This window comes from Streptomyces morookaense (genome assembly GCF_013030945.1).
GTDB lineage: Bacteria > Actinomycetota > Actinomycetes > Streptomycetales > Streptomycetaceae > Streptomyces > Streptomyces morookaensis.
On the sequence record NZ_JABBXF010000033.1, the window covers coordinates 83,744 to 107,425 of the forward strand.

General features: G+C 71.7%; 25 protein-coding genes and 1 tRNA gene. 15 read left to right on the forward strand and 11 right to left on the reverse strand.

Annotated features, from left to right (window positions below; translation table 11 throughout):
* Positions 1–125: 125 nt before the first annotated feature.
* The gene (upp, locus tag HG542_RS16240) at positions 126–761 is read right to left on the reverse strand and encodes a uracil phosphoribosyltransferase (protein ID WP_171082020.1); all 636 of its coding nucleotides are present in this window, start codon (positions 759–761) and stop codon (positions 126–128) included.
* A 171-nt stretch (positions 762–932) separates the two neighbouring features.
* On the opposite strand from upp, the gene HG542_RS16245 reads away from it, so the two are divergent.
* From HG542_RS16245 to HG542_RS16260, 4 genes are all read left to right on the forward strand, one after another.
* The gene (locus HG542_RS16245; RefSeq protein ID WP_171081898.1) at positions 933–1,148 is read left to right on the forward strand and encodes a hypothetical protein; all 216 of its coding nucleotides are present in this window, start codon (positions 933–935) and stop codon (positions 1,146–1,148) included.
* Positions 1,149–1,317: 169 nt separating this feature from the next.
* On the forward strand, positions 1,318–1,842 hold the full coding sequence (locus tag HG542_RS16250) for a tRNA adenosine deaminase-associated protein (protein ID WP_171082021.1): 525 nt from the start codon (positions 1,318–1,320) through the stop codon (positions 1,840–1,842).
* A 34-nt stretch (positions 1,843–1,876) separates the two neighbouring features.
* Positions 1,877–2,392 (forward strand): tRNA adenosine(34) deaminase TadA, encoded by a 516-nt coding sequence (tadA, locus tag HG542_RS16255; protein WP_171082022.1) that lies wholly within the window; start codon positions 1,877–1,879, stop codon positions 2,390–2,392.
* 10 nt (positions 2,393–2,402) lie between these two features.
* Positions 2,403–2,487: transfer RNA gene (locus HG542_RS16260), tRNA-Ser, on the forward strand.
* 66 nt (positions 2,488–2,553) lie between these two features.
* Here the strand turns inward: HG542_RS16260 and HG542_RS16265 are convergent.
* From HG542_RS16265 to HG542_RS16285, 5 genes are all read right to left on the reverse strand, one after another.
* Complete coding sequence (locus tag HG542_RS16265; protein WP_171082023.1) at positions 2,554–3,249, reverse strand: response regulator transcription factor; 696 nt, start codon at positions 3,247–3,249, stop codon at positions 2,554–2,556.
* Positions 3,242–3,907 carry a sensor histidine kinase gene (locus HG542_RS16270; RefSeq protein WP_171082025.1) on the reverse strand — a complete coding sequence of 222 codons (666 nt, stop codon included), beginning with the start codon at positions 3,905–3,907 and terminating at the stop codon, positions 3,242–3,244. Before HG542_RS16270 ends, HG542_RS16265 begins: the two co-directional genes overlap by 8 nt.
* A gap of 117 nt (positions 3,908–4,024) precedes the next feature.
* Complete coding sequence (locus tag HG542_RS16275; RefSeq protein WP_171082027.1) at positions 4,025–4,609, reverse strand: ScbR family autoregulator-binding transcription factor; 585 nt, start codon at positions 4,607–4,609, stop codon at positions 4,025–4,027.
* A 188-nt stretch (positions 4,610–4,797) separates the two neighbouring features.
* On the reverse strand, positions 4,798–5,574 hold the full coding sequence (locus tag HG542_RS16280; protein ID WP_229922662.1) for an SDR family NAD(P)-dependent oxidoreductase: 777 nt from the start codon (positions 5,572–5,574) through the stop codon (positions 4,798–4,800).
* Positions 5,571–6,482, reverse strand: coding sequence for a ScbA/BarX family gamma-butyrolactone biosynthesis protein (locus HG542_RS16285; RefSeq protein ID WP_171082028.1), 912 nt, complete (start codon positions 6,480–6,482; stop codon positions 5,571–5,573). The genes HG542_RS16280 and HG542_RS16285 overlap by 4 nt, the downstream gene beginning before the upstream one ends.
* Positions 6,483–6,712: 230 nt before the next feature.
* Between HG542_RS16285 and HG542_RS16290 the strand changes: the two genes are divergently transcribed.
* From HG542_RS16290 to HG542_RS16300, 3 genes are all read left to right on the forward strand, one after another.
* Positions 6,713–7,345, forward strand: a complete 633-nt coding sequence (locus HG542_RS16290; RefSeq protein ID WP_171082030.1) for a ScbR family autoregulator-binding transcription factor — start codon at positions 6,713–6,715, stop codon at positions 7,343–7,345.
* Between the two features lie 329 nt (positions 7,346–7,674).
* Complete coding sequence (locus tag HG542_RS16295) at positions 7,675–9,051, forward strand: family 2B encapsulin nanocompartment shell protein (RefSeq protein WP_171082031.1); 1,377 nt, start codon at positions 7,675–7,677, stop codon at positions 9,049–9,051.
* Positions 9,038–10,330 (forward strand): cysteine desulfurase, encoded by a 1,293-nt coding sequence (locus HG542_RS16300; protein ID WP_171082033.1) that lies wholly within the window; start codon positions 9,038–9,040, stop codon positions 10,328–10,330. Before HG542_RS16295 ends, HG542_RS16300 begins: the two co-directional genes overlap by 14 nt.
* A gap of 48 nt (positions 10,331–10,378) precedes the next feature.
* Here the strand turns inward: HG542_RS16300 and HG542_RS16305 are convergent, their stop codons facing one another.
* Positions 10,379–10,816 carry a GNAT family N-acetyltransferase gene (locus HG542_RS16305; protein ID WP_171082035.1) on the reverse strand — a complete coding sequence of 146 codons (438 nt, stop codon included), beginning with the start codon at positions 10,814–10,816 and terminating at the stop codon, positions 10,379–10,381.
* Between the two features lie 14 nt (positions 10,817–10,830).
* Complete coding sequence (locus HG542_RS16310; protein WP_171082038.1) at positions 10,831–11,445, reverse strand: mycothiol-dependent nitroreductase Rv2466c family protein; 615 nt, start codon at positions 11,443–11,445, stop codon at positions 10,831–10,833.
* A gap of 156 nt (positions 11,446–11,601) precedes the next feature.
* Between HG542_RS16310 and HG542_RS16315 the strand changes: the two genes are divergently transcribed.
* The 5 genes from HG542_RS16315 (at position 11,602) to HG542_RS16335 (ending at position 18,114) form a co-directional block, all read left to right on the forward strand.
* Complete coding sequence (locus HG542_RS16315; protein WP_171082108.1) at positions 11,602–12,558, forward strand: NADPH:quinone reductase; 957 nt, start codon at positions 11,602–11,604, stop codon at positions 12,556–12,558.
* A 90-nt stretch (positions 12,559–12,648) separates the two neighbouring features.
* Complete coding sequence (locus HG542_RS16320; RefSeq protein ID WP_171082040.1) at positions 12,649–13,209, forward strand: SRPBCC family protein; 561 nt, start codon at positions 12,649–12,651, stop codon at positions 13,207–13,209.
* Positions 13,206–14,780: a class I adenylate-forming enzyme family protein gene (locus tag HG542_RS35105; RefSeq protein WP_171082042.1), complete on the forward strand. Its 1,575-nt coding sequence runs from the start codon at positions 13,206–13,208 to the stop codon at positions 14,778–14,780. Before HG542_RS16320 ends, HG542_RS35105 begins: the two co-directional genes overlap by 4 nt.
* Positions 14,777–16,753, forward strand: a complete 1,977-nt coding sequence (locus HG542_RS16330; RefSeq protein ID WP_171082044.1) for an FAD/NAD(P)-binding protein — start codon at positions 14,777–14,779, stop codon at positions 16,751–16,753. The genes HG542_RS35105 and HG542_RS16330 overlap by 4 nt, the downstream gene beginning before the upstream one ends.
* Positions 16,750–18,114 carry a nitrosuccinate lyase gene (locus HG542_RS16335; protein WP_171082045.1) on the forward strand — a complete coding sequence of 455 codons (1,365 nt, stop codon included), beginning with the start codon at positions 16,750–16,752 and terminating at the stop codon, positions 18,112–18,114. Before HG542_RS16330 ends, HG542_RS16335 begins: the two co-directional genes overlap by 4 nt.
* A gap of 158 nt (positions 18,115–18,272) precedes the next feature.
* Here HG542_RS16335 and HG542_RS16340 read toward each other — a convergent pair whose 3' ends face one another.
* The 3 genes from HG542_RS16340 to HG542_RS16350 all read right to left on the reverse strand — a co-directional run bounded on the left by HG542_RS16340 (position 18,273) and on the right by HG542_RS16350 (position 20,597).
* Positions 18,273–18,446: a DUF397 domain-containing protein gene (locus HG542_RS16340; protein ID WP_171082046.1), complete on the reverse strand. Its 174-nt coding sequence runs from the start codon at positions 18,444–18,446 to the stop codon at positions 18,273–18,275.
* Positions 18,443–19,255: a helix-turn-helix domain-containing protein gene (locus tag HG542_RS16345; protein ID WP_171082047.1), complete on the reverse strand. Its 813-nt coding sequence runs from the start codon at positions 19,253–19,255 to the stop codon at positions 18,443–18,445. Before HG542_RS16345 ends, HG542_RS16340 begins: the two co-directional genes overlap by 4 nt.
* Positions 19,256–19,475: 220 nt before the next feature.
* Positions 19,476–20,597, reverse strand: a complete 1,122-nt coding sequence (locus HG542_RS16350) for a transaldolase family protein (protein WP_171082048.1) — start codon at positions 20,595–20,597, stop codon at positions 19,476–19,478.
* Positions 20,598–20,910: 313 nt separating this feature from the next.
* On the opposite strand from HG542_RS16350, the gene HG542_RS16355 reads away from it, so the two are divergent.
* Genes HG542_RS16355 through HG542_RS16365 form a run of 3 tightly spaced genes read left to right on the forward strand, consistent with a single transcriptional unit; the run spans position 20,911 to position 23,581 of the window.
* On the forward strand, positions 20,911–21,540 hold the full coding sequence (locus tag HG542_RS16355) for a flavodoxin family protein (protein WP_171082049.1): 630 nt from the start codon (positions 20,911–20,913) through the stop codon (positions 21,538–21,540).
* Positions 21,541–21,593: 53 nt separating this feature from the next.
* Entirely contained in the window at positions 21,594–22,769 is a 1,176-nt protein-coding gene (locus tag HG542_RS16360; protein ID WP_171082050.1) for a 3-deoxy-7-phosphoheptulonate synthase, read from the forward strand.
* Between the two features lie 17 nt (positions 22,770–22,786).
* Complete coding sequence (locus tag HG542_RS16365) at positions 22,787–23,581, forward strand: 2,3-dihydro-2,3-dihydroxybenzoate dehydrogenase (protein ID WP_171082051.1); 795 nt, start codon at positions 22,787–22,789, stop codon at positions 23,579–23,581.
* The last annotated feature ends 101 nt before the right edge of the window (positions 23,582–23,682 follow it).

The following is a 23,682-nucleotide window of genomic DNA, read 5'->3' on the forward strand; positions in this document are numbered from 1 at the left end:
CTGGTCGCGCAGTTCCCCGCGCCCCTGAGGGGCGCGGGGAACTGCGCGAGCAACCACGGACCGCGCGCACCCGACCGACCGGGGCACCGCCCCGGAAGAGACGCGAGCGGCCCGCAGGGCTCCCGTCAGCCCGCCGTGCCGTACATGCGGTCGCCCGCGTCGCCCAGGCCGGGGACGATGTAGCCGTGCTCGTTGAGGCGCTCGTCGATCGAGGCCGTGACGACGGTGACGGGGGCGCCCTCGAGTTCGCGCTCCATGACCTCGACGCCCTCGGGGGCGGCCAGCAGGCAGATGGCGGTGACGTCGTCGGCGCCGCGCGCGATCAGTTCGTTGATCGCCGCGACCAGGGTGCCGCCGGTGGCCAGCATCGGGTCCAGGACGTAGACCTGGCGGCCCGAGAGGTCGTCGGGCATCCGCGTCGCATAGGTCTCCGCCTTGAGGGTCTCCTCGTTGCGGATCATGCCCAGGAAGCCGACCTCGGCCGTGGGCAGCAGGCGGACCATGCCGTCGAGCATGCCCAGGCCGGCGCGCAGGATCGGCACGACCAGCGGGCGGGGGTGGGACAGCTTGACGCCCGTGGTCGGGGTGACCGGGGACTCGATGTCGACCTGCTCGGTGCGCACGTCGCGCGTGGCCTCGTAGGCGAGCAGGGTGACCAGCTCGTCGGCGAGACGCCGGAAGGTGGGGGAATCGGTGCGCTTGTCGCGCAGCGTGGTGAGCTTGTGAGCAACCAGGGGGTGGTCGACGACGTGGATCCGCATGACATCGACATTAACCGAGCTTCGAGGCCCCGGCGCCCGCCCGTACCGGCCACGCCCGCGCGGGCGGGCCTGCCGGGGCCCTGGCATCAAACCACCGGGCGGGGGGAAAGTGGGCACATACGCCCGGTCTGTCGCTCCGGGCGAGGACCTCGGCACGAGGTGGTGCTGCCCATGGCCGGACAGGACGAACCCAGGCGGAAAGCGGACCCGGCGGACCCCGTGGATCCCGGAACGGAGCCGGAGAGCGCCGACGAGCGCAGACGGCGGCGCGCCCAGTTCCTCCGCGAGCTGAACGAGGCCAGGGAGTTGCGGGAGCGCGTCCAGCCGCGCCGCGCCCGGGCCGCCCGGATGCGCCAGCAGATGCGTATGCGCACGTTCCGCTGGTGATGCGGCACGACGGGCCCCTGGGACCCCACGTGAGCGACATCTCTTCGGACTGCTGCACGACGCAACGCGGAAGACCTCTCGCAACGGCGAGGTTTCTGCCACGATTCCGAGTGGGCGGGGTACTCCCCGTCCGGCCCCGGCACCGCCTATGACCAGTGGGAGAGTCACGGTGTACTTCGCCGCAATGCTCGCGCGCACCGAAGACGGGTGGGAAGCGAGCGACACAGAACTCGACAACGTGGAGACCCTGTCCGACATCGCAGATCTGGCCCGTGACAACGCGGTGGACGACGACACGGTCCTGGTGCTCATCGAGCAGGAGGACACCTGGTTCGGCATCGTGCGGGTGGACGGCGAGGACGACCCCCGCGTCTACGTGTCGAACGCCGCCCTCGCCGCCCGCAGCTCGTACGGGGCGATGCTCGTCGACGAACTGACCGGCCGTGACGAGGAGGGGGGCGAGGAGCTCGGCCTCCCGGACCTCGACGGCACCGAGGACGGCGAACCCGAGACGGAGGAGGACGGGGACGACACCGCGGCCGCCGAGGCGGCGCCGTTCGGGCCGCTGGGCGACGACGGGCTGCTGACCGATCTCGGGGTGAGCGGCAAGGAGCTGCAGAGCCTCAACGGCGACGCCCTCGGCGAGATCGCCGACGTGCTGGGCTGCACCGAGGTGCTGGAAGCAGTGCGCTGACCCGCCCCCGGACGGGTTCGCTCACACTGGTGCCATGAACGAAGCCGTCCCCGACCAGCCGCACGACCCCGTGCGCGATCCGTGGCGGGCCCCGATGCGGGCCGCCCTCGAGGAGGCCGCGCGGGCGCCCGGCACCGGTGACGTGCCGGTCGGCGCCGTCGTGCTGGGCCCGGACGGCTCCGTCATCGGCCGCGGCCGCAACGAGCGCGAAGCCACCGGCGACCCGACCGGTCACGCGGAGGTCCTCGCCATCCGCGAGGCCGCGCGGGCCGTCGGTGAGTGGCGTCTCTCCGGCTGCACGCTGGTCGTGACCCTGGAGCCGTGCACGATGTGCGCGGGCGCGATCGTCCTCTCCCGCCTGGAGCGGGTCGTCTACGGCGCGGCCGACGAGAAGGCCGGCGCGGCCGGCTCCCTCTGGGACGTGATCCGCGACCGCCGCCTCAACCACCGCCCCGAAGTCATCGAGGGCGTGCTGGCGGAGGAGTGCTCCGACCTGCTCACCCGCTTCTTCCGGGGCACCGATTTCGGAGCACGGCCGACCATCCGCTAAGCTTCCTCTCGGTAGCGTGTCCGAGCGGCCGAAGGAGCTCGCCTCGAAAGCGAGTGTGGCGCAAGTCACCGAGGGTTCAAATCCCTCCGCTACCGCCGATGGAGCCGCCCCGTCCTGCTGATGCAGGGCGGGGCGGCTTCTTTTCCGCTTCTTTTCCGCGGTCAGCTCGCGGCGGGCAGGCGGCGGCTCTGCTGCGGACGGATCAGGTCGAAGGCGACCGCCTTGTTGACCGCGTCCAGCCTCGACACCGCGTCCAACTTCTCGAAGATCTTCCGCAGATGCCGTTTGACGGTCCCTTCGGCGATGCCGAGCCGAAGGCCCACCTGGCGGTTGCTCAGCGCGCCGGCCACCAGGACGAGGACCTCCGCCTCCCGATCCGACAGCCGCCGTCCGACCGCGGTGTCCCCGCCCCGCTCGGGCAGGCCGCCCGGCAGCACCGACAGGGTCACGGTGCGCCGCCCGGTATCGGTGCGTTCCCGGATGGCGGCGGCCAGCGTCTCGCGGCTCACGCTCTTGTGCAGGTAGCCGCGGACGCCCAGGTTCAGCAACTGCCGCACCAGCACGGGGTGATCGTCCATGCTCAGGATGATGATCCGCATGTCCGGCCGGATCCGGAGGAGTCTGCGGACGGTGGCCACCGGATCGGCGTTGTGCGGCATCCGGACGTCGAGCAGGGCGACGTCCGGGAGCAGCCGCTCCGCCTGGCGGACGGCGGACTCCGCATCACCGGCCTGGGCGACGACCTCGAAGTCCGCTTCGACGCCGAGCAGATCACACAGAGCCTCGCGCAGCAGGGTGTGGTCGTCGGCGACCAGGATGCGGATCGGGTCCGCGATGTTCGCCGCGTGGTCAGTCATCGATGTCATCCCCCTTGATCGGTATCCATACGGTGACAGTGGTGCCGCGGCCCGGAGCGGATGTGACGGTGGTGGTGCCGTCGAGGGCACGGGCCCGCTCCTCCATGCCCAGCAGGCCGTTGGCGCGGCCCGGGGCGCGCGGGGCGGAGGCGTCGAACCCCACGCCGTCGTCGGCGACCACGGCGTGCACCTCGTGCGGGGCCAGGCAGACGCGGACCGTCACCCGGCGCCCCCCGGCATGGGCGAGGGCATTGCGCAGCGCCTCGCGCACGACGACGAACACCTCGCCGGCGATCAGCGGCGGCACCCAGGAGTCGTCGCCGTCGACGCGCAACTGCACCTGTACGCCGAGCGGCTCCATGGACCGCAGAAAGCCGCGCAGCTCGCCCTCCAGCGAGGCCCGCACAGGGGCGGCCGGGGCCACCGCCGGGCCGCGCAGGGACGAGACGACCTCCCGGGCGACGCCCAGCGTGTCCAGCAGAGCAGCACGGGCGTCGGCCAGCCGGGCCCGCTCGGCCGGGGTCAGTCCGGTCGCGGTCAGCTCCAGGAGGTCCAACCGCCGCAGAGCCAGCGCCAGTCCGGTGCCGATGCGGTCGTGGACCTCACGCGCAAGCCTTCCGCACACGGCTGCGTCGGGGGCGGTGTCGATGTGCGCCACTGCGTTCCGCCTTCCTCTCCGAATCGGGCGAGCGGATGCCGAAGGCCCTCCCCCGGAGTGCTCACGGCGGCGACCCACACAGCAAGAATACAGAACACTCTCTTTGTTTTCCAGGCGTCAGACGTCGCCGACCGCCACACCGTTCAGCACCAACTCCCAGAGCCGGGCAACCCGGTTGGCGGCGCTCTCCCGCTCGCCCGAGCCCGTGCGGCGCCACACTTCGGCCCCCACCAGCAGATGCGCGATCAGTGCGGCAACAGCCATGGGCCGTGCCTCGGCGCGGAGTTCGCCCTGTCCGCTGGCATGGTCGAGCAGCCTGCGGACGGCGGGAAGCCAGGCCGCGGCCCAGTCGGCGGCGTCGGGCCGTTCACGCGTCAGCAGCGCGGCCGAACGCACGGCCGCGTCCTCCTCCAGCAACCGCGCGAGCCCCAGAGTCAGCGCCCCCACGGACCGCAACGCATGACCCTGCGTCCCGGCCACCTCGTCGACAAGCGCCCGTGTGACCTCGCAGCCGCGCTTCACGACCGCGTCCGCCAACTCGCTCTTGCTGGCGAAGTGAAAGGTCAGCGCCCCCATGGAGACCTCCGCGGACTTGCAGATGCCGGACAGCGTGGCGCCCGCGTAGCCCTTGCGGTCGATCTCCGCAGCCGCCGCCCTGACGAGGGCCTCGCGCGTCCGGACCGCCCTCTCCTGCGCCACCATCGCCCCTCCCGGATTCGTGACGAGCCCCCCACGGCCCCATGCCGACTCCGGCAGCACGATAGCGAGACGACCGGGCAATATCAAAGCGATCGTTCTGTATCTTTTGGGCCGGACTCCCTGCCGGAAAACGCAAGTTCCCCGTGCCTCGAACAGGCACGGGGAACCGGGCGGACGACACGGCCGGGCCGCTAGACGGCGGTCCACCCCCCGTCGACCGGCACGGAGGCCCCCGTGACGAACGACGACCTCGCGCTGCACAGCCATGCCGCGGCCTGCGCCACCTCGTCGGGTTCCGCCATCCGCTTCTGCACCGGGCGGGCGAGGAACTCCTGTCCCAACCCCGGTTCCGCATCAAGCACTTGTTCCATCATCTCGGTCAGCGTGTTGCCCACGATCAGCGCATTGACCCGGACTCCCTGCGGTCCGTACTCCGCGGCGGCCGCCTTCGTCATGCCGATGACCGCATGTTTGGCGGCCACGTACGCGGCCGAGGCCCCGGTCGCCACCGTCCCGGCCACGCTGGAGGTGTTCACAATGGAACCGCCGCCGCAGGCGAGCATCGCGGGCAGCTGGTGGCGCATGCAGTTCCACACGCCCCACACATTGACGTCCATGGTCCGCGCGTAGACCGCGTCGCCGACCTCGTGCAGCAGCGCACCGGACGTGGCGTAACCGGCGTTGTTGAAGGCCGCGTCCAGCCGCCCGAAGGTCCCGGTCGCCGCGGAGACCGCGCGCTCGGCGTCCTCGGGCACCGTCACGTCACCGGCCACCGCCAGGGCCCGGCCCCCCTCGGAGCGGATCCTGTCGGCGAGGGCGCACAGCCGGTCCTCGCGCCGGGCCATGAGGACCACGGCGGCCCCCTCGGCGGCGAACAGCCGGGCCGCGGCCGCACCGATTCCGCTGGAGGCCCCCGTGATCAGGGCGACCCTGCCGTCGAGCATCCCCCGAGCGCCGCCCGCGTTCATATCCGCTCCAGGGTGACCACGGAGGAGAAGACGCACGCCTCGTTCTGGACGGCGGAGACCAGCACTCTTCTGCGGCCGGCCCGGTCGGCGGGGAGCCGGTCGGTCAGGATCCAGCAGGGCGCGTCGAGTTCGGCGTACGCGGTGAAGGTGACGTCCATCGCGACCGGGACGATCCGCTGCGGGTACGCGGCCGCATGCGCCGCCTGGCGTGCCGCTTCGAGCAGCAGCATGCCCGGGGCGTGGTCGACGAGGTGGTCGAAGAGCGCCGGATGGAAGAGGTCGATGCGCAGCTGGTGGACGTCCCGGGCGTGGGTGGGCGACAGGACCACGTCGGCGAACCGCTCGCGTCCCGCGCGGCACGGCGCCGTCGGCGGGGCGAGCGGGACCGTGCGGGAGACGGCCTCCGCGAGATTCGCGTAACGGCCGCGCAGACGACGATAGACGGCGGGCCGGTGGTTGGCGAACCCGGTCCGCGCCCGGCCCAGCCGTACACCGGCGCGTACGACATCGACGTCCATCGCGACGGAGACCAGCCGGCCGGAGCGGCGTACGACGTCGGAGCACGCGATGCGCAGTTCGACCTCGGCCGGGCCGGGACCGGCCGCCAGGGCCGCGGGGTCGAGGGCGAACCGCAGATCGCTCCACGACTGACGGTCCCCGAAGGGCACGTCGAAGGCGGCGTGACTGAGCAACGGAACGGTCTGGCGCACGGATTCGGCCAGCAGGAGCGGGTCGTGGAGGCCGTGCCGCGGGCCGTAGAAATCATGGGTGACGGGCCAGCGCGCCGTGACGACGAAGGCGCCGGGGCCGGCGGGCCGCCATCCGGTGAGCAACACCTCGGACTCGGCCGTCTTGTGGACGAACGCGCGGGGCACCGTGCTCATCGTGCCTGTAGCGCTGGACGACATGATGCATTCCCCCTGTGCAGTGGACGGGCCGGGCCGGATGCCGGGCCGAAGCCGCAGAACAAACATAAAGAGTGCTCGCTTTTCTACCCTCATGAACGTCTCAAGTAATTCCCATGGATCGACCAAGTGGCAGACAGGGGGTCCGGTAATTTCGTTCCGCAAGGGGGCTGGGAGAATCACCCCGGACACTGTTAACGTAAAGGTCGTTCTAATTTTTTCCAGGAGGCAGGATGGGACGCCCCAAGCAGGAACGGGCCGTGCAGACCCGTGAGGCGATCCTTCGTGCGGCGGCCGAGGTCTTCGACGAGTACGGCTACGCCGGTGCGAGCGTCAACCGCATCCTCGAGCGTGCGGGCACCACGGCCGGAGCCATGTACTTCCACTTCAAGTCCAAGGAAGGCCTGGCCCGCGCGGTGATGGGCGCGCAGCCGCAGACGATCGTCCCGCTGCTGGATTCCCAGGGGCTGCAGCGGCTGGTGGACATCACCATGATCTGGTCCTTCCAGCTCCAGCGCGACCCGCTGCTGCGGGCGGGGGTCCGGCTGGCCACGGAGCAGTCGGGCCTCCAGGACGCCACGTCCTACGTGGAGTGGGCACAGATCATGGCGGACTGCCTGGTCGTCGCCTCCGACAAGGGCGAGCTCCAGGCCGGCGTGGACCCGCAGGAGACGGCCGAGTTCGTCGTCGAGGCGTGCACCGGCATGCAGATCTATTCGTCCGTCACGACCGGGCGCCAGGATCTCCCCGAGCGCGTGGTGCGCATGTGGCACCTGCTGCTGCCGGGCATTGCGGTGCCGGCGGTGGTGGCCCGCACCGAGGTGAGCCCTTCCAGGGTCCGTCTTCCGGAGCACGCGGCAGACTGAGGCCGGTTCGGCGACTGCGGGTTCGTTGTGGCCGCTCGCGCAGTTCCTCCCCCAGCTACCGCTGGGGGTACCCCCAGCGCCCCTGACGGGGCGCACCCGGAACGCAACGCTCCACGGACCGGTTCCGGTCAACTCGCAGGCAGAACACCCGTTCCCTTGATCGTCTTCTCCCCATGGTCAGGGCCGTAAGCCCATTCACTGGTTACCGTGTCCAGCATGCGGACGGCGCGCCAGCGGCCGATTCCGTCACCGACCGTCTTGTGATCGTCACATGCCAGCCGCACGATCGGTCCTCGTCCAGCCCCAAGGAACGGCTCCGAGGAGACGACATGAACGATCGGCTCAGCCTCGCGCCCGATGCCGCACGGCAGTTGGCGACGACCACCAAGACCACCCCGCAGATGCGCGGGATCACCCCGCGCTACCTGCTGCGCGCCCTCCCCTGGGTCGACGTCGACTCCGGTGTCTACCGGGTCAACCGGCGCCGTACGTTCATCCTCGGCGACGACAGGATCAGCACCTACCAGGACGGCGACAACCACCGCGTCATCGCCGACGACCTGCGCGAACTGCCCTACCTGCGCGAGGCCGAGGACGGGCTGCTCGCCGAAATGGCCGGGGCCTTCACCCAGGTGACCTTCGACGCCGGGCAGGTGCTGGCCGACGAGGGCAGCTCCTCCGACCGGCTCTGGGTGATCGTCCTCGGCCGCGCCGAGAAGCGCGTCACCGGCCGGTACGGCGAGGACGCCCTGCTGGAGGTCGTCGGCGACGGCCAGTTCTTCGACCTCGACTCGTGGACGCGCTGCTCGCCGCTGCCGTTCCGCGTCAAGGCACTCACCTCCGGCGTGGCGCTCACCGTCGAGCGCAGCGTGCTGGAATCGCTGGCCGGCCGGGATGCCGCACTGCGCGCCGCCATCGACGCCCACCTCGCCGGCAACACGCCCGCACCGGGCTCCGAGGTGCCGGTCGACCTCGCCGGGGGCCACGTCGGCGAGGTCGAACTGCCGGGCACCTACGTCGAGTACGAGGACACCCCGCGCGAGTACCACATGACCCTCGCCCAGACCGTGCTGCGCGTCCACACCCGCGTCTCCGACCTGTACAACGAGCCCCACGACCAGACCCGCGTGCAGGCCGGGCTCACCATCCAGGCGCTGCGCGAACGCCAGGAGTCGATGATCCTCAACCACCCCGACTTCGGCCTCTTCAACAATGTCGCCCCCGGCCAGCGCGTGCAGACCCGCACCGGCTCGCCGACCCCCGACGACCTCGACGAGCTGCTGTCCCGGGTGTGGAAGCAGCCCGGCTACTTCCTCGCGCACCCGCGTGCCATTGCCGCGTTCGGCCGGGAATGTACGCGTCGGGGTGTGCCCCCGGTCACCGACTCCAGGTTCGGCAGCCCCCTGCTGACCTGGCGCGGAGTCCCGCTGCTGCCCTCCGACAAGGTGCCCCTCACCGGCGCGGGCGGGACGTCGCAGATCCTGCTGATGCGCACCGGCGAGGCCGAGCAGGGCGTCGTCGGCCTGCGCCCCTCCGGCGTGCCCGACGAGGTCGAGCCCGGCCTGTCCATGCGCAACATGGGCACCGACCACAAGGCGATCACCTCGTACCTGCTGACGGCCTACTTCAACGCCGCGGTGCTGGTCGAGGACGCGCTCGCCGTCCTCGAGAACGTCGAGGTGTCGAACTACCATGACTACTCCTGACGTTGCCGCCGGGACCGCCACCGCGGACCGCCCGGACGTCCGCACCGGGAGCACCCGCGCCGGCGGCTTCGACCCCGAACTCGCCCGGCGCGACGTCCCGATCCTGCACCGCACGGTCAACGGCCGTCCGCTGGTGTGGCTCGACAACGGCGCCACGACCCAGAAGCCGCGCCAGGTCATCGAGGCCCTCGCCGGCTACTACAGCACCACCAACTCCAACATCCACCGCGGTGCGCACACCCTGGCCCGCGAGGCCACCGAGGCGTACGAGGGCGGCCGCGCGGCCGTGGCGGGCTTCCTGGGGGCCGCGTCCCCGGACAGCATCGTCTTCACGCGCGGCACGACCGAGGCCGTCAACCTGGTCGCGCAGAGCTGGGGGCGGGACAACCTCGGTCCCGGGGACGAGATCCTCGTCTCCACACTGGAGCACCACTCGGACATCGTCCCCTGGCAGTTGATCGCCAAGGAACGCAAGGCCCGGGTCGTGCCCGTCCCGCTGCTGCCGGACGGGCAGATCGACCAGGCCGCCTTCGCGGACCTGCTGTCCTACCGCACCCAGCTGGTGGCCGTCAGCCACGCGTCCAACGTGCTGGGCACGGTGCCGCCCGTCAAGGAGATGACCGCGCTCGCGCACCGCTACGGCGCCCGGGTGCTGATCGACGGCGCCCAGGCCGTGGCCCACTTCCCCGTGGACGTCCAGGACCTGGACGCGGACTTCTACGTCTTCTCGGGCCACAAGCTCTACGGGCCCACGGGGATCGGCGCGCTGTACGCCAAGCCGGATGTGCTCGAGGCCATGCGGCCCTGGCAGGGCGGCGGGAACATGATCGACCAGGTCGACTTCGCCGGCAGCACGTTCGCGCCCGTCCCGCACCGGCTCGAAGCGGGCACGGGCGACCTGTCCGGCCCGGTCGGGCTGCGGGCCGCCATGGAGTGGCTGACGTCCTTCGACCACCGCGCCGTCGCCGCGTACGAGACGGCCCTGACGCAGTACGCGCAACAGGCACTCGCCACGGTGCCCGGCCTCGAAGTGCTGGGGTCGGCGCCCGAGCGGGTGGCCGTGCTGACGTTCACGATGGCCGGGCAGGACCCGTCGGCCATCGCGTCCTGGCTCGACCAGGACGGCATAGCCGTCCGGGCCGGACACCACTGCGCACAGCCGGCGCTGCGGTTCTACGGCCTGGAGAGCGCGGCACGGGCCTCGCTCGCGCTCTACAACACCGCCGAGGAAGTAGACCAGTTGGTGGACTCGCTGATGCGGATGCAGGAACAGGGCTGAGGAGCAGGGGCGGGGGCGGTGGCCCGGGTTTTCGAGGGCCCGCCCCCGTCAGCGCAGCGGGCTCGCGAAGTGGAAGGCCGAGACCGTCATACCGCGCGCGTGGTAGAAGCGGTGCGCACCGCCGTTCGTCACGCCCGAATCCAGCTCCAGGCGCTCACAACCGGCCCGCGCCGCACGGGATTCGAGCTCCTCCCACAGCCGCGCCCCGATGCCCTCGGAGCGGCGTCCGGGATCGGTGACGAGGTCGTCCACGAACAGCACCCGGCCCCGGCTCGTCGCCAGGACCCGGTACGTGGCCAGCCCCGCGCAGCGGCCGTCCGCGTCGTCGTACGCGGCGAGGAAGACCAGCCCCTGGGCATGCGCCTCCGTCACGAACGCGGCACACGCCTCCGGGGTCAGCGCCGGGCGCAGGGTGTGCAACAGCGGTTGCACGTCGGCGGCCATGCGGGAGTCGCCGGGCTCGACCACCGTCGTGGTCAACTGCATCGACCGCACGGGCATCAGTGGACGTCCAGCGATCCCGTACGCGTCCGCTTCAGCTCGAAGAAGTCCTGGTAGCCGGCCAGCAGGCGGACGCCGTCGAAGACCTTCAGCGCATCCTCGCCGCGCGGGATCGAGCTGAGGACGGGCCCGAAGAACGCGACACCGTCGATGTGGATCGTCGGGGTGCCGACGTACGCCTCGGCCACCGGGTCCTTGCCCGCGTCGTGGCTCGCGCGCAGGGCCTCGTCGTAGTCGGTGCCGTGCGCGGCGTCGGCCAGCCCGGCGGGCAGCCCGAGTTCGGCCAGCGACTCGCGGACGACGGCGTCGTAGTCGTCGTTCTTCTGCTGGTGGATGCGGGTGCCGAAGGCCGTGTAGAGGTCGTGCAGCCGCTCCTCGCCGTGGTGCTGCGCGACGGCGGCGGCCACACGGGCGGGGCCGATGGACTTGTCGACGAGCTCGCGGTACCAGTCCGGCAGCTCGTTGCCGACGTTGTGCAGGAACAGGCTCATCGCGTGGAAGCGCACCTCGATGTCGCGCTGCGCCTCGACCTCCAGGATCCAGCGGGAGGCTATCCAGGCGAAGGGGCAGGCGGCATCGAAGTAGAAGTCGACGGTGGTGGGGTTCTCGGTCATGCACCGAACCTAACCGGCCACTGGACCAGGGCCGCAGGCCACTTGGGGACCGATTCCCTGGGCCAATCGGGGCTTGCCGACTTGACAGACCTCCCGGGAAAACCCGTACGGCCGCAGACGGCCGCTCGCGCACGGTGCCACGATCGGCCCGTGATCATGCGCGCCGCTTATACAGAAGAGCTCGGGCCGCCGGAGGTCATCCGCTACGGCGAACTGCCCGTTCCGCAGCCGGGGCCGACCGACGTGGTGGTCGAGGTGACGGCGACGGCCGTCAACCACGTGGACACCTTCGTGCGTTCGGGTGCGTGGCGCACGCCGCTCACGTTCCCGTTCGTCGTGGGCCGCGACCTCGTCGGCACGGTGGCCGAGGCGGGGCCCGGGGCACCCGGGTTCCGCCCCGGGGACCGGGTGTGGTGCAACAGCATGGGCCACGACGGGCGGCAGGGCGCCGCGGCCGAGCGCGTGGTGGTACCGGCCGACCGCCTCTACCGGCTGCCCGACGGTGTGGACCCGGTGGAGGCGGTGGCCCTCGCCCACCCGGCCGCCACGGCCTACTTGGCCCTGTTCACGCACGGTCGGCTGCGGGCCGGTGAGACGGTCCTGGTCGCCGGGGCGGCGGGCAATGTGGGCAGCGCCCTGGTGGTGATGGCGGCACAGGCCGGGGCCCGGGTCGTTGCCACGTCCCGGGCCGAAGATGCGGATTACTGCCGCGCGTTGGGCGCGGCCGAGGTGATCGACTACCGGGATCCGGAGGCGGTGTACCCCGGCGGGGTCGACGTGTACGTGGACACGTCGGGCCGGAACGATCTTTCGTCGGCCGTGGAGTTGCTGGCGAAACGGGGGCGCGTGGTGGTGATGGCCGGGCTGCGCACGCGGCCGGTGCTGCCGGTGGGGCCGCTGTACCTGAAGGACTGCTCGGTGACCGGCTTTGCGATCTCGCAGGCGACGACGAGCGAACTGGCGGATGCGGCGGCGGCCATCAACCGGTTGACGGCAAGCGGGCTTTTGCGGCCGCGGGCCGTGGAGGTGCTGCCGCTCAGCGAGGCCGCGGAGGCGCACCGGCGGGTGGAGGCGGGAGAGGTGCGGGGCAAGTTGGTGCTGCGCGCCCCGTAAGGGGCGCCACGGGGCGCCGTGGAAGCCAACTTGACAACAATTCACCCGCACCTTTGACCCGCCCCCAAAGCCACCGGCATGGTAAACGCCATGAGCGAATCCATCATCGATTCCGTCCCCCTTTTCGAGGTCCGCGCAGAAACGCGCGTCAGCGCGTCCCCCCTCGAAATCTATTCCGTCGTGAGCGACCTGCGCCGCAGTTCCGAATGGAGCCCCGAATGCCGGGGCGGTGAATGGATCCACGGGGAACCGGCCGCCGTCGGCGCCGTGTTCCGGGGTGAGAACCTGCGGAGCGAGGACGTCGTCGCCTGGGCCCCGCTCGTGCGGGGCACCTGGTACACCGAGGCCCGCGTGGTGGCCGCCGAGCCGGGACGGACGTTCCGGTGGGTGATGCTCACCCACGCCCGGGAGAACCAGGAAAGCCTCTGGGGATTCGACATCGAACCCGCCGGCGACGCCGCCTCCCTCCTCACCCACCATTTCCGGATGGGCCGCGCCACCGAGGGAATCCACAAAATAGTCGCCGGCCTGGACGAGGACGGCCGCCGCCGCTTCGTGCACGACTGGTCCGCGAAACTCGTCGACGACCTGCACGTCACGCTCGCCCGTATCAAGGCCGTCATCGAGAAATCCGAAAAGAGCGACCGGTGATTCTCCAGCGCATCGGCAACAGAGGAATCCGGCTCGGCACGCTCTTCGACCGCGCCGCGGCCCGGCACCCGGCGGGCCCGGTGGTCCTGGACCACACGCTGGACATCGCCCCGCAGCTCGGCACCCGGCTCACTCTCACCGAACTGGCCGAGCTGATCGACGACTTCGCCTCCCGGCTGTGGGCCGCAAGGGTGCGGCCCGGGGAACACGTGGTCGTCCACAAGACCGACGGCTTCGACATCTCCCTCCTCGCCTGCGCCGTGGCCCGCCTCGGCGCCGTCCCGGTGCTGCTCTCGTCGAAGCTCGACGGCGCGACCGTCGCCGAGCTCATCCGCCGCGTCGACCGCCCGCACCTGGTCACCGACGGGGCCAAGCTCGAACACGACCTCCCGGACACGGTGTTCGGCCTCGCCGAGCAGGTGCTGCTCACCTCCGGCAGCCACACCGGGGCGACCCCGCTGGCCTCGCTCGCCGGTTCCCCCCGCGTCGCGCCCGTCACCATGTCGCCGGACCACCCCACCCTCGTCACACACACCTCCGGCACCACGGGCACACCCAAGCTCGCCGTGCACACGGGCCGTTCGTTCCAGGCCCGATACCGGCCGCAGGCCTCCGTCGTGGCCTTCGTCAGCAAGCGCGAACCGCTCGCCGTGCACGTGTCGTTCGTGCATTCGCGGATGTTCACGGCCATGCCCATCGCCGTCCTCCAGGGACACCCGCTGATCGTGCTCCGCGACGACGACCCGGCCACCGTCGGCGAGATCTTCGCCCAGGCGCCGCCCGGGTTCATCGAGGCGCACCCCAACTCGTTCATGCGCTGGGAAGAACTCGTGGACGACCCGCGGCGGCCGCTCGCGAACGTGAAGTACTTCAGCAGCACCTTCGACGCCATCCACCCCCGCACCGTGCACCGCCTGCTCGGCGCCTCGCGGCGCGAACACCCGCTGTTCGCCCAGGCGTACGGGCAGAGCGAGGTCGGCCCGATCGCCGCCCGCACATACACCAAGGGCCGCGGCGCGGAGGCCGACGGGCGCTGTGTCGGCGTCCCGTTCCCCGGGATGACGGGCGTGCGCGTCGTCAGCCGCGACGGCAACCCGCCGTCCCGGACCAATCCCGGCAACATCGAGGTCCGCAGCGACGGCCGCATCATCACCTACCTCGGCGAGCACGAGCGCTGGGAGCAGCAGACCGCCGACGGCGACTGGTGGCGCATGGGCGACGTCGGCTACCGCACGAAGCGCGGCTGCCTGCACCTGCTCGACCGCGAGATCGACGTGATCCCCGGCATCGAGAGCACCCTCGCCGTCGAGGACACGCTCTTCGCGCGGCTCCCCGAGCTCGTCGAGGTCATCATCGTGCCGGGCGGGCACGGCACGGCCGTCCCCGTCGTCTGCACCAAGGACGACAAACCCCTCGACCAGGTCGCCTGGCAGGCCGCCGTCCGCGGTCTCGCCCCCATGGCGGACCCCGTCCAGTGGCGCCTGGAGGACCTGCCGCACACCGCCACCACCAAGATCAAGCGCGTGGAGCTCGCCAGGCTCCTCCAGGCCGGGAAGGGCGGAGCCCAGTGAGCGACAAGAGCCCCATCGAGGTCTGCATCGTCGGTGCCGGGCCGCGCGGACTGTCCGTCCTGGAGCGGCTGTGCGCCAACGAGCGCGCCACGCCCTCGCACCGCTCCGTGACCGTCCACGTGGTCGACCCCGCGGCCCCCGGCGCCGGCACGGTCTGGCGGCCCGAGCAGTCCCGCGAGCTCCTGATGAACACCGTGGCCTCGCAGATCACGGTCTTCACGGACGACAGCGCCCGGATCGAGGGCCCCGTCGAGCCCGGCCCGAGCCTCTACGAGTGGGCCCGGAGCGAAGCCGTGGAAGGCCAGGACCCCGACACCGTGGCCGAGGCCCGCCGGCTGGGCCCCGACACCTACCCCACGCGTGCGTTCTACGGCCGCTATCTGCACGACTGCTTCCGGCACGTCGTCGACCGGGCACCGCAGCACGTCGAAGTCGTCGTGCACCGCTCGCACGCCGTGGCCATGGCCGACACCGAGGGAGTCCCCGGCGGCCCGCAGGGCATCCGCCTGGAGGACGGCACCCGGCTGAACCGCCTGGACGCCATCGTCATGGCCCTCGGCCACGTCCCCGCCCACCTCTCGCCCCGCGAGGCCCGCACCGCCAGCCTCGCCCGCATCCACCACCTCGGCTACATCACGCCCGCCAACCCGGCCGATGTCGACCTGACGGCGATCCGCCCCGGCGAACCCGTCCTGCTGCGCGGGCTCGGCCTCAACTTCTTCGACCACATGGCCCTGTTCACGGCAGGCCGCGGCGGCACCTTCGACCGCGACACCGGGGGACGCCTGACGTACCGGCCGTCGGGCCGGGAACCGAAGCTGTACGCCTTCTCCCGGCGCGGCATCCCGTACCACGCACGCGGCGAGAACGAGAAGGGAGCGTACGGGCGTTACTTCCCGCGCCTCCTCACCGCCGAGCACATCGCGACCCTGCGCGACCGCGCGGCCGTCGGCATCCCCGTCCGCTTCGGCACCGACCTGTGGCCGCTCATCGCCCGCGAGGTGGAGAGCGTCTACTACGGCACGCTGCTGGAGTCGTGGGGGAGGGCGGACGAACGCGAGCCGTTCACGGTCCGGTTCCTGGCCCTGGAGGACGAGGACGAGCGGGACGCCCTGCTCGACGAGCACCGCATCCCGCCGGCCGACCGCTGGAGCTGGGAGCGCCTCTCGAAGCCTTACGGCGACCGGGAGTTCGCGTCCCGCGAGGACTTCCGCGCCTGGCTGCTGACCTACCTCGCCGAGGACGTGCGCGCCGCCCGCGCCGGCAACGTCAGCGGCCCGCTCAAGGCCGCCCTCGACGTCATGCGCGACCTGCGCAACGAGATCCGCCTCGCCGTCGACCACGGCGGCCTCGAAGGCACCTCGCACCGCGACGACCTCGACGGCTGGTACACCCCGCTCAACGCCTTCCTCTCCATCGGCCCGCCGGCACAGCGCATCGAGGAGATGATCGCGCTGATCGAGGCGGGCGTGCTGGAGGTGACGGGACCGGGCACGGTCGTCCGCATCGACACGACGGAGGCGGCGGCGTTCACGGCGAGCTCGGACCTCGTACCGGGCGAACCGATCCGCTCCAAGGTCCTGATCGAGGCCCGGCTCCCCGAACCCGACCTGCGCCGCACCGCCGACCCGCTGCTGCGGCACCTGCTCAACACCGACCAGATCACGACCTTCCGCATCGACGCCGCCACCGGCAGCAGCTACGAGACCGGCGGCCTCGCGGTCACCGAACGCCCGTACCACGTCATCGACGGCCGCGGCCACGCCCACCCGCGCCGCTTCGCCTACGGCGTCCCGACCGAGGCCGTGCACTGGGTGACCGCGGCCGGCATCCGCCCCGGCGTCGACTCGGTCACGCTCGGCGACTCGGACGCCATCGCCCGCGCGGTACTGGCCCTCCCGCCGGTCGCCCATGTACCGGTGGCACTGCGCCCGGTGCGCCCGGAGTCGGAGCTGACGGGGGTGATCGTGTGACCGACGCCCTGGAGGACGCCGGCCTCCTCTCCCCCGTCCGGGCCGGCACCCCCGCCGAAGCGGCCGTCTGCGACCGGGCCTGGCTGCAGGCCATGCTCGACGCGGAGGCGGCCCTGGCCCGCGCCCAGGCCCGCCTCGGCACCCTGCCCGCGAAGGCCGCGGCCACCATCACGGCCGCGGCCCGCGCGGAGGCCATGGACCTGCGGGGGCTGGCCCTCGCGGCGCGGGAGACGGCGAACCCGGTCGTGGGCCTGGTCCAGGCCCTCACCCGGGTCGTCGCGGAGACGGATCCGAAGGCTGCGGAGTATGTGCACCGGGGCTCGACGAGCCAGGACATCCTGGACACGGGCGCGATGCTGGTGGCGCGGCGGACGATGGGGTTGATACGGGCGGACCTGGCCCGAACGGCACGCGGGTTGGCGGTACTTGCGGCCGAACACCGGGACACGCTGATGCCCGGCCGCACCCTGGCCCTGCACGCCGTACCGACGACGTTCGGCCTGAAGGCGGCCGGCTGGCGGCAGTTGGTGCTGGACGCGGATGCGCGGCTGGCGGAGGTGGAGGCCCGGCTCCCGGTCTCGCTCGGCGGGGCGGCGGGGACGCTGGCGGGGTACGTGGAGTACGCGCGCCTGGAGGGCGTCCTGGACGGAGCCGCGTACGCGGGCCGACTGCAGGCGGCGTTCGCGGAGGAGACGGGTCTGGCGGCGCCGGTCCTGCCCTGGCACGCGCTGCGAACCCCCCTGGCCGACCTGGGCTCGGCCCTGGCCTTCACGGCAGGGGCACTGGGAAAGATCGCCGTGGATGTGCTGGCCCTGACGCGCACGGAGGTCGGGGAGGTCACGGAGGCGGCGGTGACGGGGCGGGGAAGCTCGTCGGCCATGCCGCAGAAGCAGAACCCGGTGCTGGCGACGCTGGTGAGAAGCGCGGCGCTGCAAGTGCCGGTGATCGCCGCAGGGTTGACGCAAGCCCTGCTGACCGAGGACGAACGCTCGGCGGGCGTCTGGCACGCCGAGTGGCAGTTGCTACGGGAGTGCCTCCGCCTGACGGGAGGCGCCGCCCACACCGCGGCGGAACTGGCCGAGGGCCTGACCGTGCACCCGGACCGCATGCGGGCCAACCTGGCGCTGACCGGCGCGCAGGTGGTGACGGAACGGATCGCGGCGGTACTGGCACCGCGGCTGGGCAAGGCGGAGGCGAAACGGGCCCTGACGCGGGCGGCGGAGGAGTCCAGGGCCGGTGGGAAGCCGCTGCCGGAGCTGCTTGCGCAGCACTTCACGGCGGACGAACTGGCGGAACTGTGCGACCCCGCTGGGTATGTGGGGGTTGCGGGGGCGCTGACGGACCGGGCGCTGGGGCGGTAGGGGGTGCCACGGTCTTGCAGCGCCCCGTAAGGGGCGCGGGGAACTGCGCGACCAGCCCCCACCGGCCGGCAGGGGTCCGGGGCGCAGCCCCGAATACCTCGACTGCGGGTGCGCCGTGGTTGCTCGCGCAGTTCCCCGCGCCCCTTCGGGGCGCTGGCCTACTCGGTGTGCCCTATGAAGGCCATCCAGGCGGCCGGTGAGAGTCTTATCTGCGGGCTGTTGCCGAGCTTCGAGTCCCGGATGAGGACGATGCACGGGCAGGCGGCGACTTCAATGCATTCCCCCGTGTCGTCGCTGAAGCTGGACTTGATCCATATTCGGTCCGTGTTCACAGTGCCTCCGCCAACCTGCTGATGATTTCCGCTGATTCCTTGGGACGGAGGGCCTGACCGGCGATCGCCGCGAAGCGCTGGGACAGGAGGCTCACTTGTTCTGCGGAGCCGTAGAGCAGCTGCACCAACTGTCCCTCCACGTAAGCGAGGCGATCATGGTCGGGCAGATCCAGGAGGCTGAAAGACCCACTGAGCCCGGAGTGGCAGCCCCCCGTCTCCATCACCTGAACGTTCACGTTGCGCTGAGCACCTACCTCCAGCAGGCGACGTAGCTGGCGCCGGTGCGCCTCGGCACCGGCGAGCTGATGGTGCAACACCGCCTCCTGGATGATGAAGTTGAACGATGTCGTCGGCTTCTGCAGAAGCGGCTGCCGAGCCAGTCGGACCGCCACGAGTTCGTCGATCGACTCGTCATCCAGGGGAGGCCAGCGAGTGGCAAACATCGTGCGCATCGTCTCCTCGGTCTGGAGCAGTCCGGGAAACGTCAACGGGCGATAGGTGCTGACGGCGACCGCCTTGGCCTCGTACCGCATATATTCCTGCGTCCGCACCGGAACAACCGACTCGGGCTGCAGATACTCCTTCCCGGCGAGCAACTTCCCCCGTGCCCCGAACATCTCGTCCGCGATCTGCAGCACCCGTTCGGTCGGCCGCCGCCTCCCCAGCTCCATCGACTCGATGGTCGCGTACCCGTACCCCGCCTCCTTGGCGAGCTCCTCCCGCGTGAACCCTGCGCCCGTGCGCCACAGCTTGATCTGGTTCCCGCAGTACCGCCAGCCGAGCGGCGGCTGGGAAGCCTCGTCCGTCACCGCACCCCACCTCCCCGGTGCCGAGGGGCGCGGGCCCGTCACCCGCACTCACCTCGCTACCGCGAATCCTGCTCGGCAGCCAGACACCTTTCAGCCCGAACGGCCGAACTCACCGCTCGCGGGTGAGGCTCGACAGGTACTCCCGTTCCGGCAGGCTCAACGTGAGCCGGGCGGCGGAGCCGTCCGCCGGTTCTCGACATGCTTCCGGTGCCGGAAACTGTTATTTCTGCCCGCCGAAAGTGACGGTTTCCGACACCGGAAGCACCGGCTCCCCCACCGCCTCCCGCACCCGGCGCCATGTTCCTCGCGCCGCCTCCCTGCTCCTGTCCTCCAGGGTCCGGCACACCGCGCCGTACGACACCCCCAGCCTGCCCAGCGCCCCCCACACCGCCCGGCCCGCCGCTTCCCGGCCGCTCAGCGTGTCGCCCTCCAAAGGCAGGGGGCATATCCCGTTCCCCGGCCCCAACGGCAGCGCCACCGCCGTGCCCCAGGCCACATATCGCTCCACGCAGCGCACCCCCGACCACATCACCGTCTGGGGGACGGCGCCGGATGCGGCGAGGGAGGCCCAGCGATCGCCGCCCAGGCGTTCCTCGTACGCGTCGTACACCATCTGAGCCGCCGCCCGGCCCGCCTCGCCGCGCAGGGCGCGGGCCTGCGGGGTGCCCAATCGGGCCAGAAGGCGGTCCACTTCGGTGCCTATGCGGCCCACCGGCAGCTCCGCCACCGAGGCGATGCCGGAGAGTGAGTGGCCCGCGGCGCGGGCGTGTTCCAGGCCGGTCGTGTAGGCGTCGGCGACCTCCCCGTAGCGGCGCAGGGAGAAGATCTCCGTGACATGCACGCCGATCCTGCGCCCGATGCAGGCGCGGACGGTCTCCAAGGCGGTGGGGGACGTTGCCGGGATCTTCACCAGGATATTGGGCCTGTTGACGGCGCGGACCAGGGCCTCCGCGTCGGCCGGCCGGGGGTCCGGGCCGGCGTCCGCCGAGACATGGCCCTCCCGGCCCCGCGTGGCCTCGTACACCGGCAGGAGGTCGTCGCAGGCCCAGCGCGCGTCGCAGGCGATCAGGGCCTGCAGCGCCGCGTCCGGCCGCACGTCGCGGTGGGCGAGGAAGCGGAGTTGCTCCGCATACTCGTCATACGCGTCGTCGGCGCCGGCCGGCGAAGCCGCCAGCACCGCCGCGTCCAGGCGTGCCCCGCGCACCCCCCGGTGCCGGACCAGATCCGCCAGGCCGCCCGACGCGAGGAGTCGCCTGCCGGCGCCGTCGAGCCACGGCGACACCCCTTCCGCCGCCAGTCGGTCCAGGTCGCCGCCGACGGCGGTCAACTCCCGTTCTGTCATGGAATGGTCCGGCTTCTGTGAGCTGTCGGGTTGTGGGTTGTGGGCTGGTGTCCGATGGGCGAGGAAACGGGTGGGGGCGGGAATCAGGATAAGGAACGTCCAGGATGCGAACCAGCGGTTCCCGCACGGTCGTACACGGTCCGTCACCGGACGCACGCCGACTTGATGGATCCGCCCGCCTTTTGACGGAGTCCGGCGAACTCCCCCGGCTGTCCTGGCAGTTTCCGCGGTGCCCTTGCAGCATCGGGAACGGATCACTTCGGTCCGTTCGTATCCGTTCCCGTTCGCTCACCCGCCGAGGGGCATCACCTTCATGATCAAGCTTGCCGTCATCTACTCCTCCTCGACCGGAAATGTGCACCGGCTCGCCGAGGCCGCGGCGGAATCCGCGGAAAAGGCCGGTGCCGAGGTCCGGCTGCGCAAGGTCGCCGACCGCGCGGAGACGATCGTGCCCGGCAACGACGCCTGGAATACTGCGTGGACGGAGCACGTGGCGGCCACCCGTGACATTCCGGAGGCCACGCTCGACGACCTCGACTGGGCCGACGCGGTGCTGTGGGGAACGCCCGGCCGCTACGGGCTTCCCTCGGGCCCGCTGAAGCAGTTCATCGACACCACGCTGCCCCTGCACAGCCGCCGCGGGCTGGTGAACAAGGTGATGTCCTCCTTCACCTCGACGGCCACGCTGCACGGCGGTCAGGAAAGCACGATTCTCGCGCTGAACAATGCGTTCTACCACTGGGGCGCCATTGTCGTTCCGCCGGGCGTGGCCGACCCGATCCAGCTGGCGCCGACCAATGGCAACCCCTATGGCGTCAGCAGCGTTTCGCGCAACGAGCCGGGCAATGTCGACGAGGACAATCTCGCCGCCATCGCCTACCAGTCGCGCCGGGTCGTCGAGATCACGACCGCGCTCCGCCGGGGCCTCGAGGCCGCTGCCTGACGGCAAACCCCTTCCGGCCTCCCTCACCGGCTTCATCGGCCCTGGAGACTTCCGTGAACAATGCACTGCTCGACGCACGTCTGAGACCCGCCCTGCAGCAGCCCGACTGGGGCGACGCCGCACCGCAGGCCCGGCGGGTGCGCGAGGAACTGGCCGCGCTGCCCGCGCTGGTGCGGCCCTCCGACATCCGCATGCTGCGCGACCGCCTGGCCCTGGTGGCCGGCGGGGAGGCGCAGGTCGTGCAGGCCGGCGACTGTGCGGAGGACCCGGCGGAGTGCACGGCCGGGTACGTGGCCCGCAAGGCCGGGCTGCTGGACGTGCTGGCCGGCGTCCTGAAGATGATCACGCACCGGCCGGTGGTCCGGGCGGGGCGCATCGCGGGCCAGTACGCCAAGCCGCGGTCCAGCCCGGTCGAGCTCGTCCACGGCACCGAACTCCCCGTCTACCGCGGGCATTTGGTCAATGATCCCGAGCCTCATCCGGATCGCCGCCGGCCCGACCCGCAGCGGCTGACGGCCGGGTACCGGGCCGCGCAGGAGGCCATGACGCATCTCGGCTGGCGCGGCCCCGCCCGCCGCCCGGGCGGCTGCCCGCCGGTGTGGACCAGCCACGAGGCGCTGCTGCTGGACTACGAACTGCCGCTCGTGCGGCGGGACGAGGAGGGGCGGGCCTGGCTGACGTCCACGCACTGGCCCTGGATCGGCGAACGGACCCGCCGCACGGACGGCGCGCACGTCGCCCTGCTGGCCGAGGTCGCCAACCCCGTCGCCTGCAAGGTCGGTCCGGCCATGGGCACGGACGAACTGCTGGAACTGTGCGCACTGCTCGACCCGGACCGGGAGCCGGGCCGGCTGACCCTCATCGCGCGTATGGGGGCGGATGTCGTGGCCGACCGGCTGCCGCCGCTGGTGGCGGCGGTGCGGGACGCGGGGCATCCGGTCGCCTGGCTCACCGACCCGATGCACGGCAACACCGTGGCCGGGCCGGACGGGCTCAAGACCCGGCTCGTGGACACGGTCGTCCGCGAGGTCCGCGGCTTCCAGCACGCGGTGCGCACGGCGGGCGGCGTCGCGGGCGGCCTGCATCTGGAGACCACGCCGGACGACGTGACCGAGTGCGCGACGGACGCCTCCGCGCTGGGGCGCGTGGGCGACAAGTACACGAGCTTCTGCGATCCGCGCCTCAACCCGCGGCAGGCCGTCACGGTGGTCTCCGCGTGGCAGGGCTGACGGGAGGAGGGACAGACGTGGAGAAGAGGACGAGGACTGCCCTGGTCACCGGTGCCGCGAGCGGCATCGGTGCGGCGGTGGCGCTGGCGCTGGGCCGGGCCGGGGACGACGTGGTGATCGCGGCCGTCGACCGCGACGCGGAGGCCCTGCGGGGCACCGTGGCGAAACTGGCCGCCGCCGGGGTGCGGGCGGAGGGGTACGTGTGCGACGTGACCGACGCGGCGCGCGTCGCGTCGGTCGTCGACGAGGTCGAGAACCGGCTGGGCCCGGTGGAGAGCCTGGTCAACGCGGCCGGCGTGCTGCGGACGGGCGCGGTCGCGGACCCGGACTCGGACTTCGGGGACGAGGACTGGGACGCGCTGTTCTCGGTCAACGCGAAGGGCGTGTTCCACGTGTCCCGGGCCGTGGTGCGGCACATGACCGCACGGCGGCGCGGGGCGATCGTGACGGTGGCGTCGAACGCGGCCGGCACACCGCGCCATGGGATGGCCGCGTATGCGGCCTCGAAGGCGGCGGCCGCGATGTTCACCAAGTCGCTGGGGCTGGAGGTGGCGCCGTACGGGATCCGGTGCAACGTGGTTGCACCGGGGTCGACGGATACGCCGATGCTGAGCTCGATGTGGACGGAGCGGACCACGGTGCGGAGCACCATCGAGGGCAGCCTCGACACCTTCAAACTCGGCATTCCGCTCGGCAAGTTGGGGCGGGCGGAGGACGTTGCGCAGGCCGTGGCCTTTCTGCTCTCCGAGCAGGCCGGGCACATCACGTTGCACGAGTTGACCGTGGACGGCGGGGCGACGTTGGGGCGTTGAGCATTCGACTGCACACCGCGCCCCGTAAGGGGCGCTGGGGGCACCTCCCAGCGGTAGCTGGGGGAGGAACTGCGCGACCAGCCACAACCGACCCGCACCCA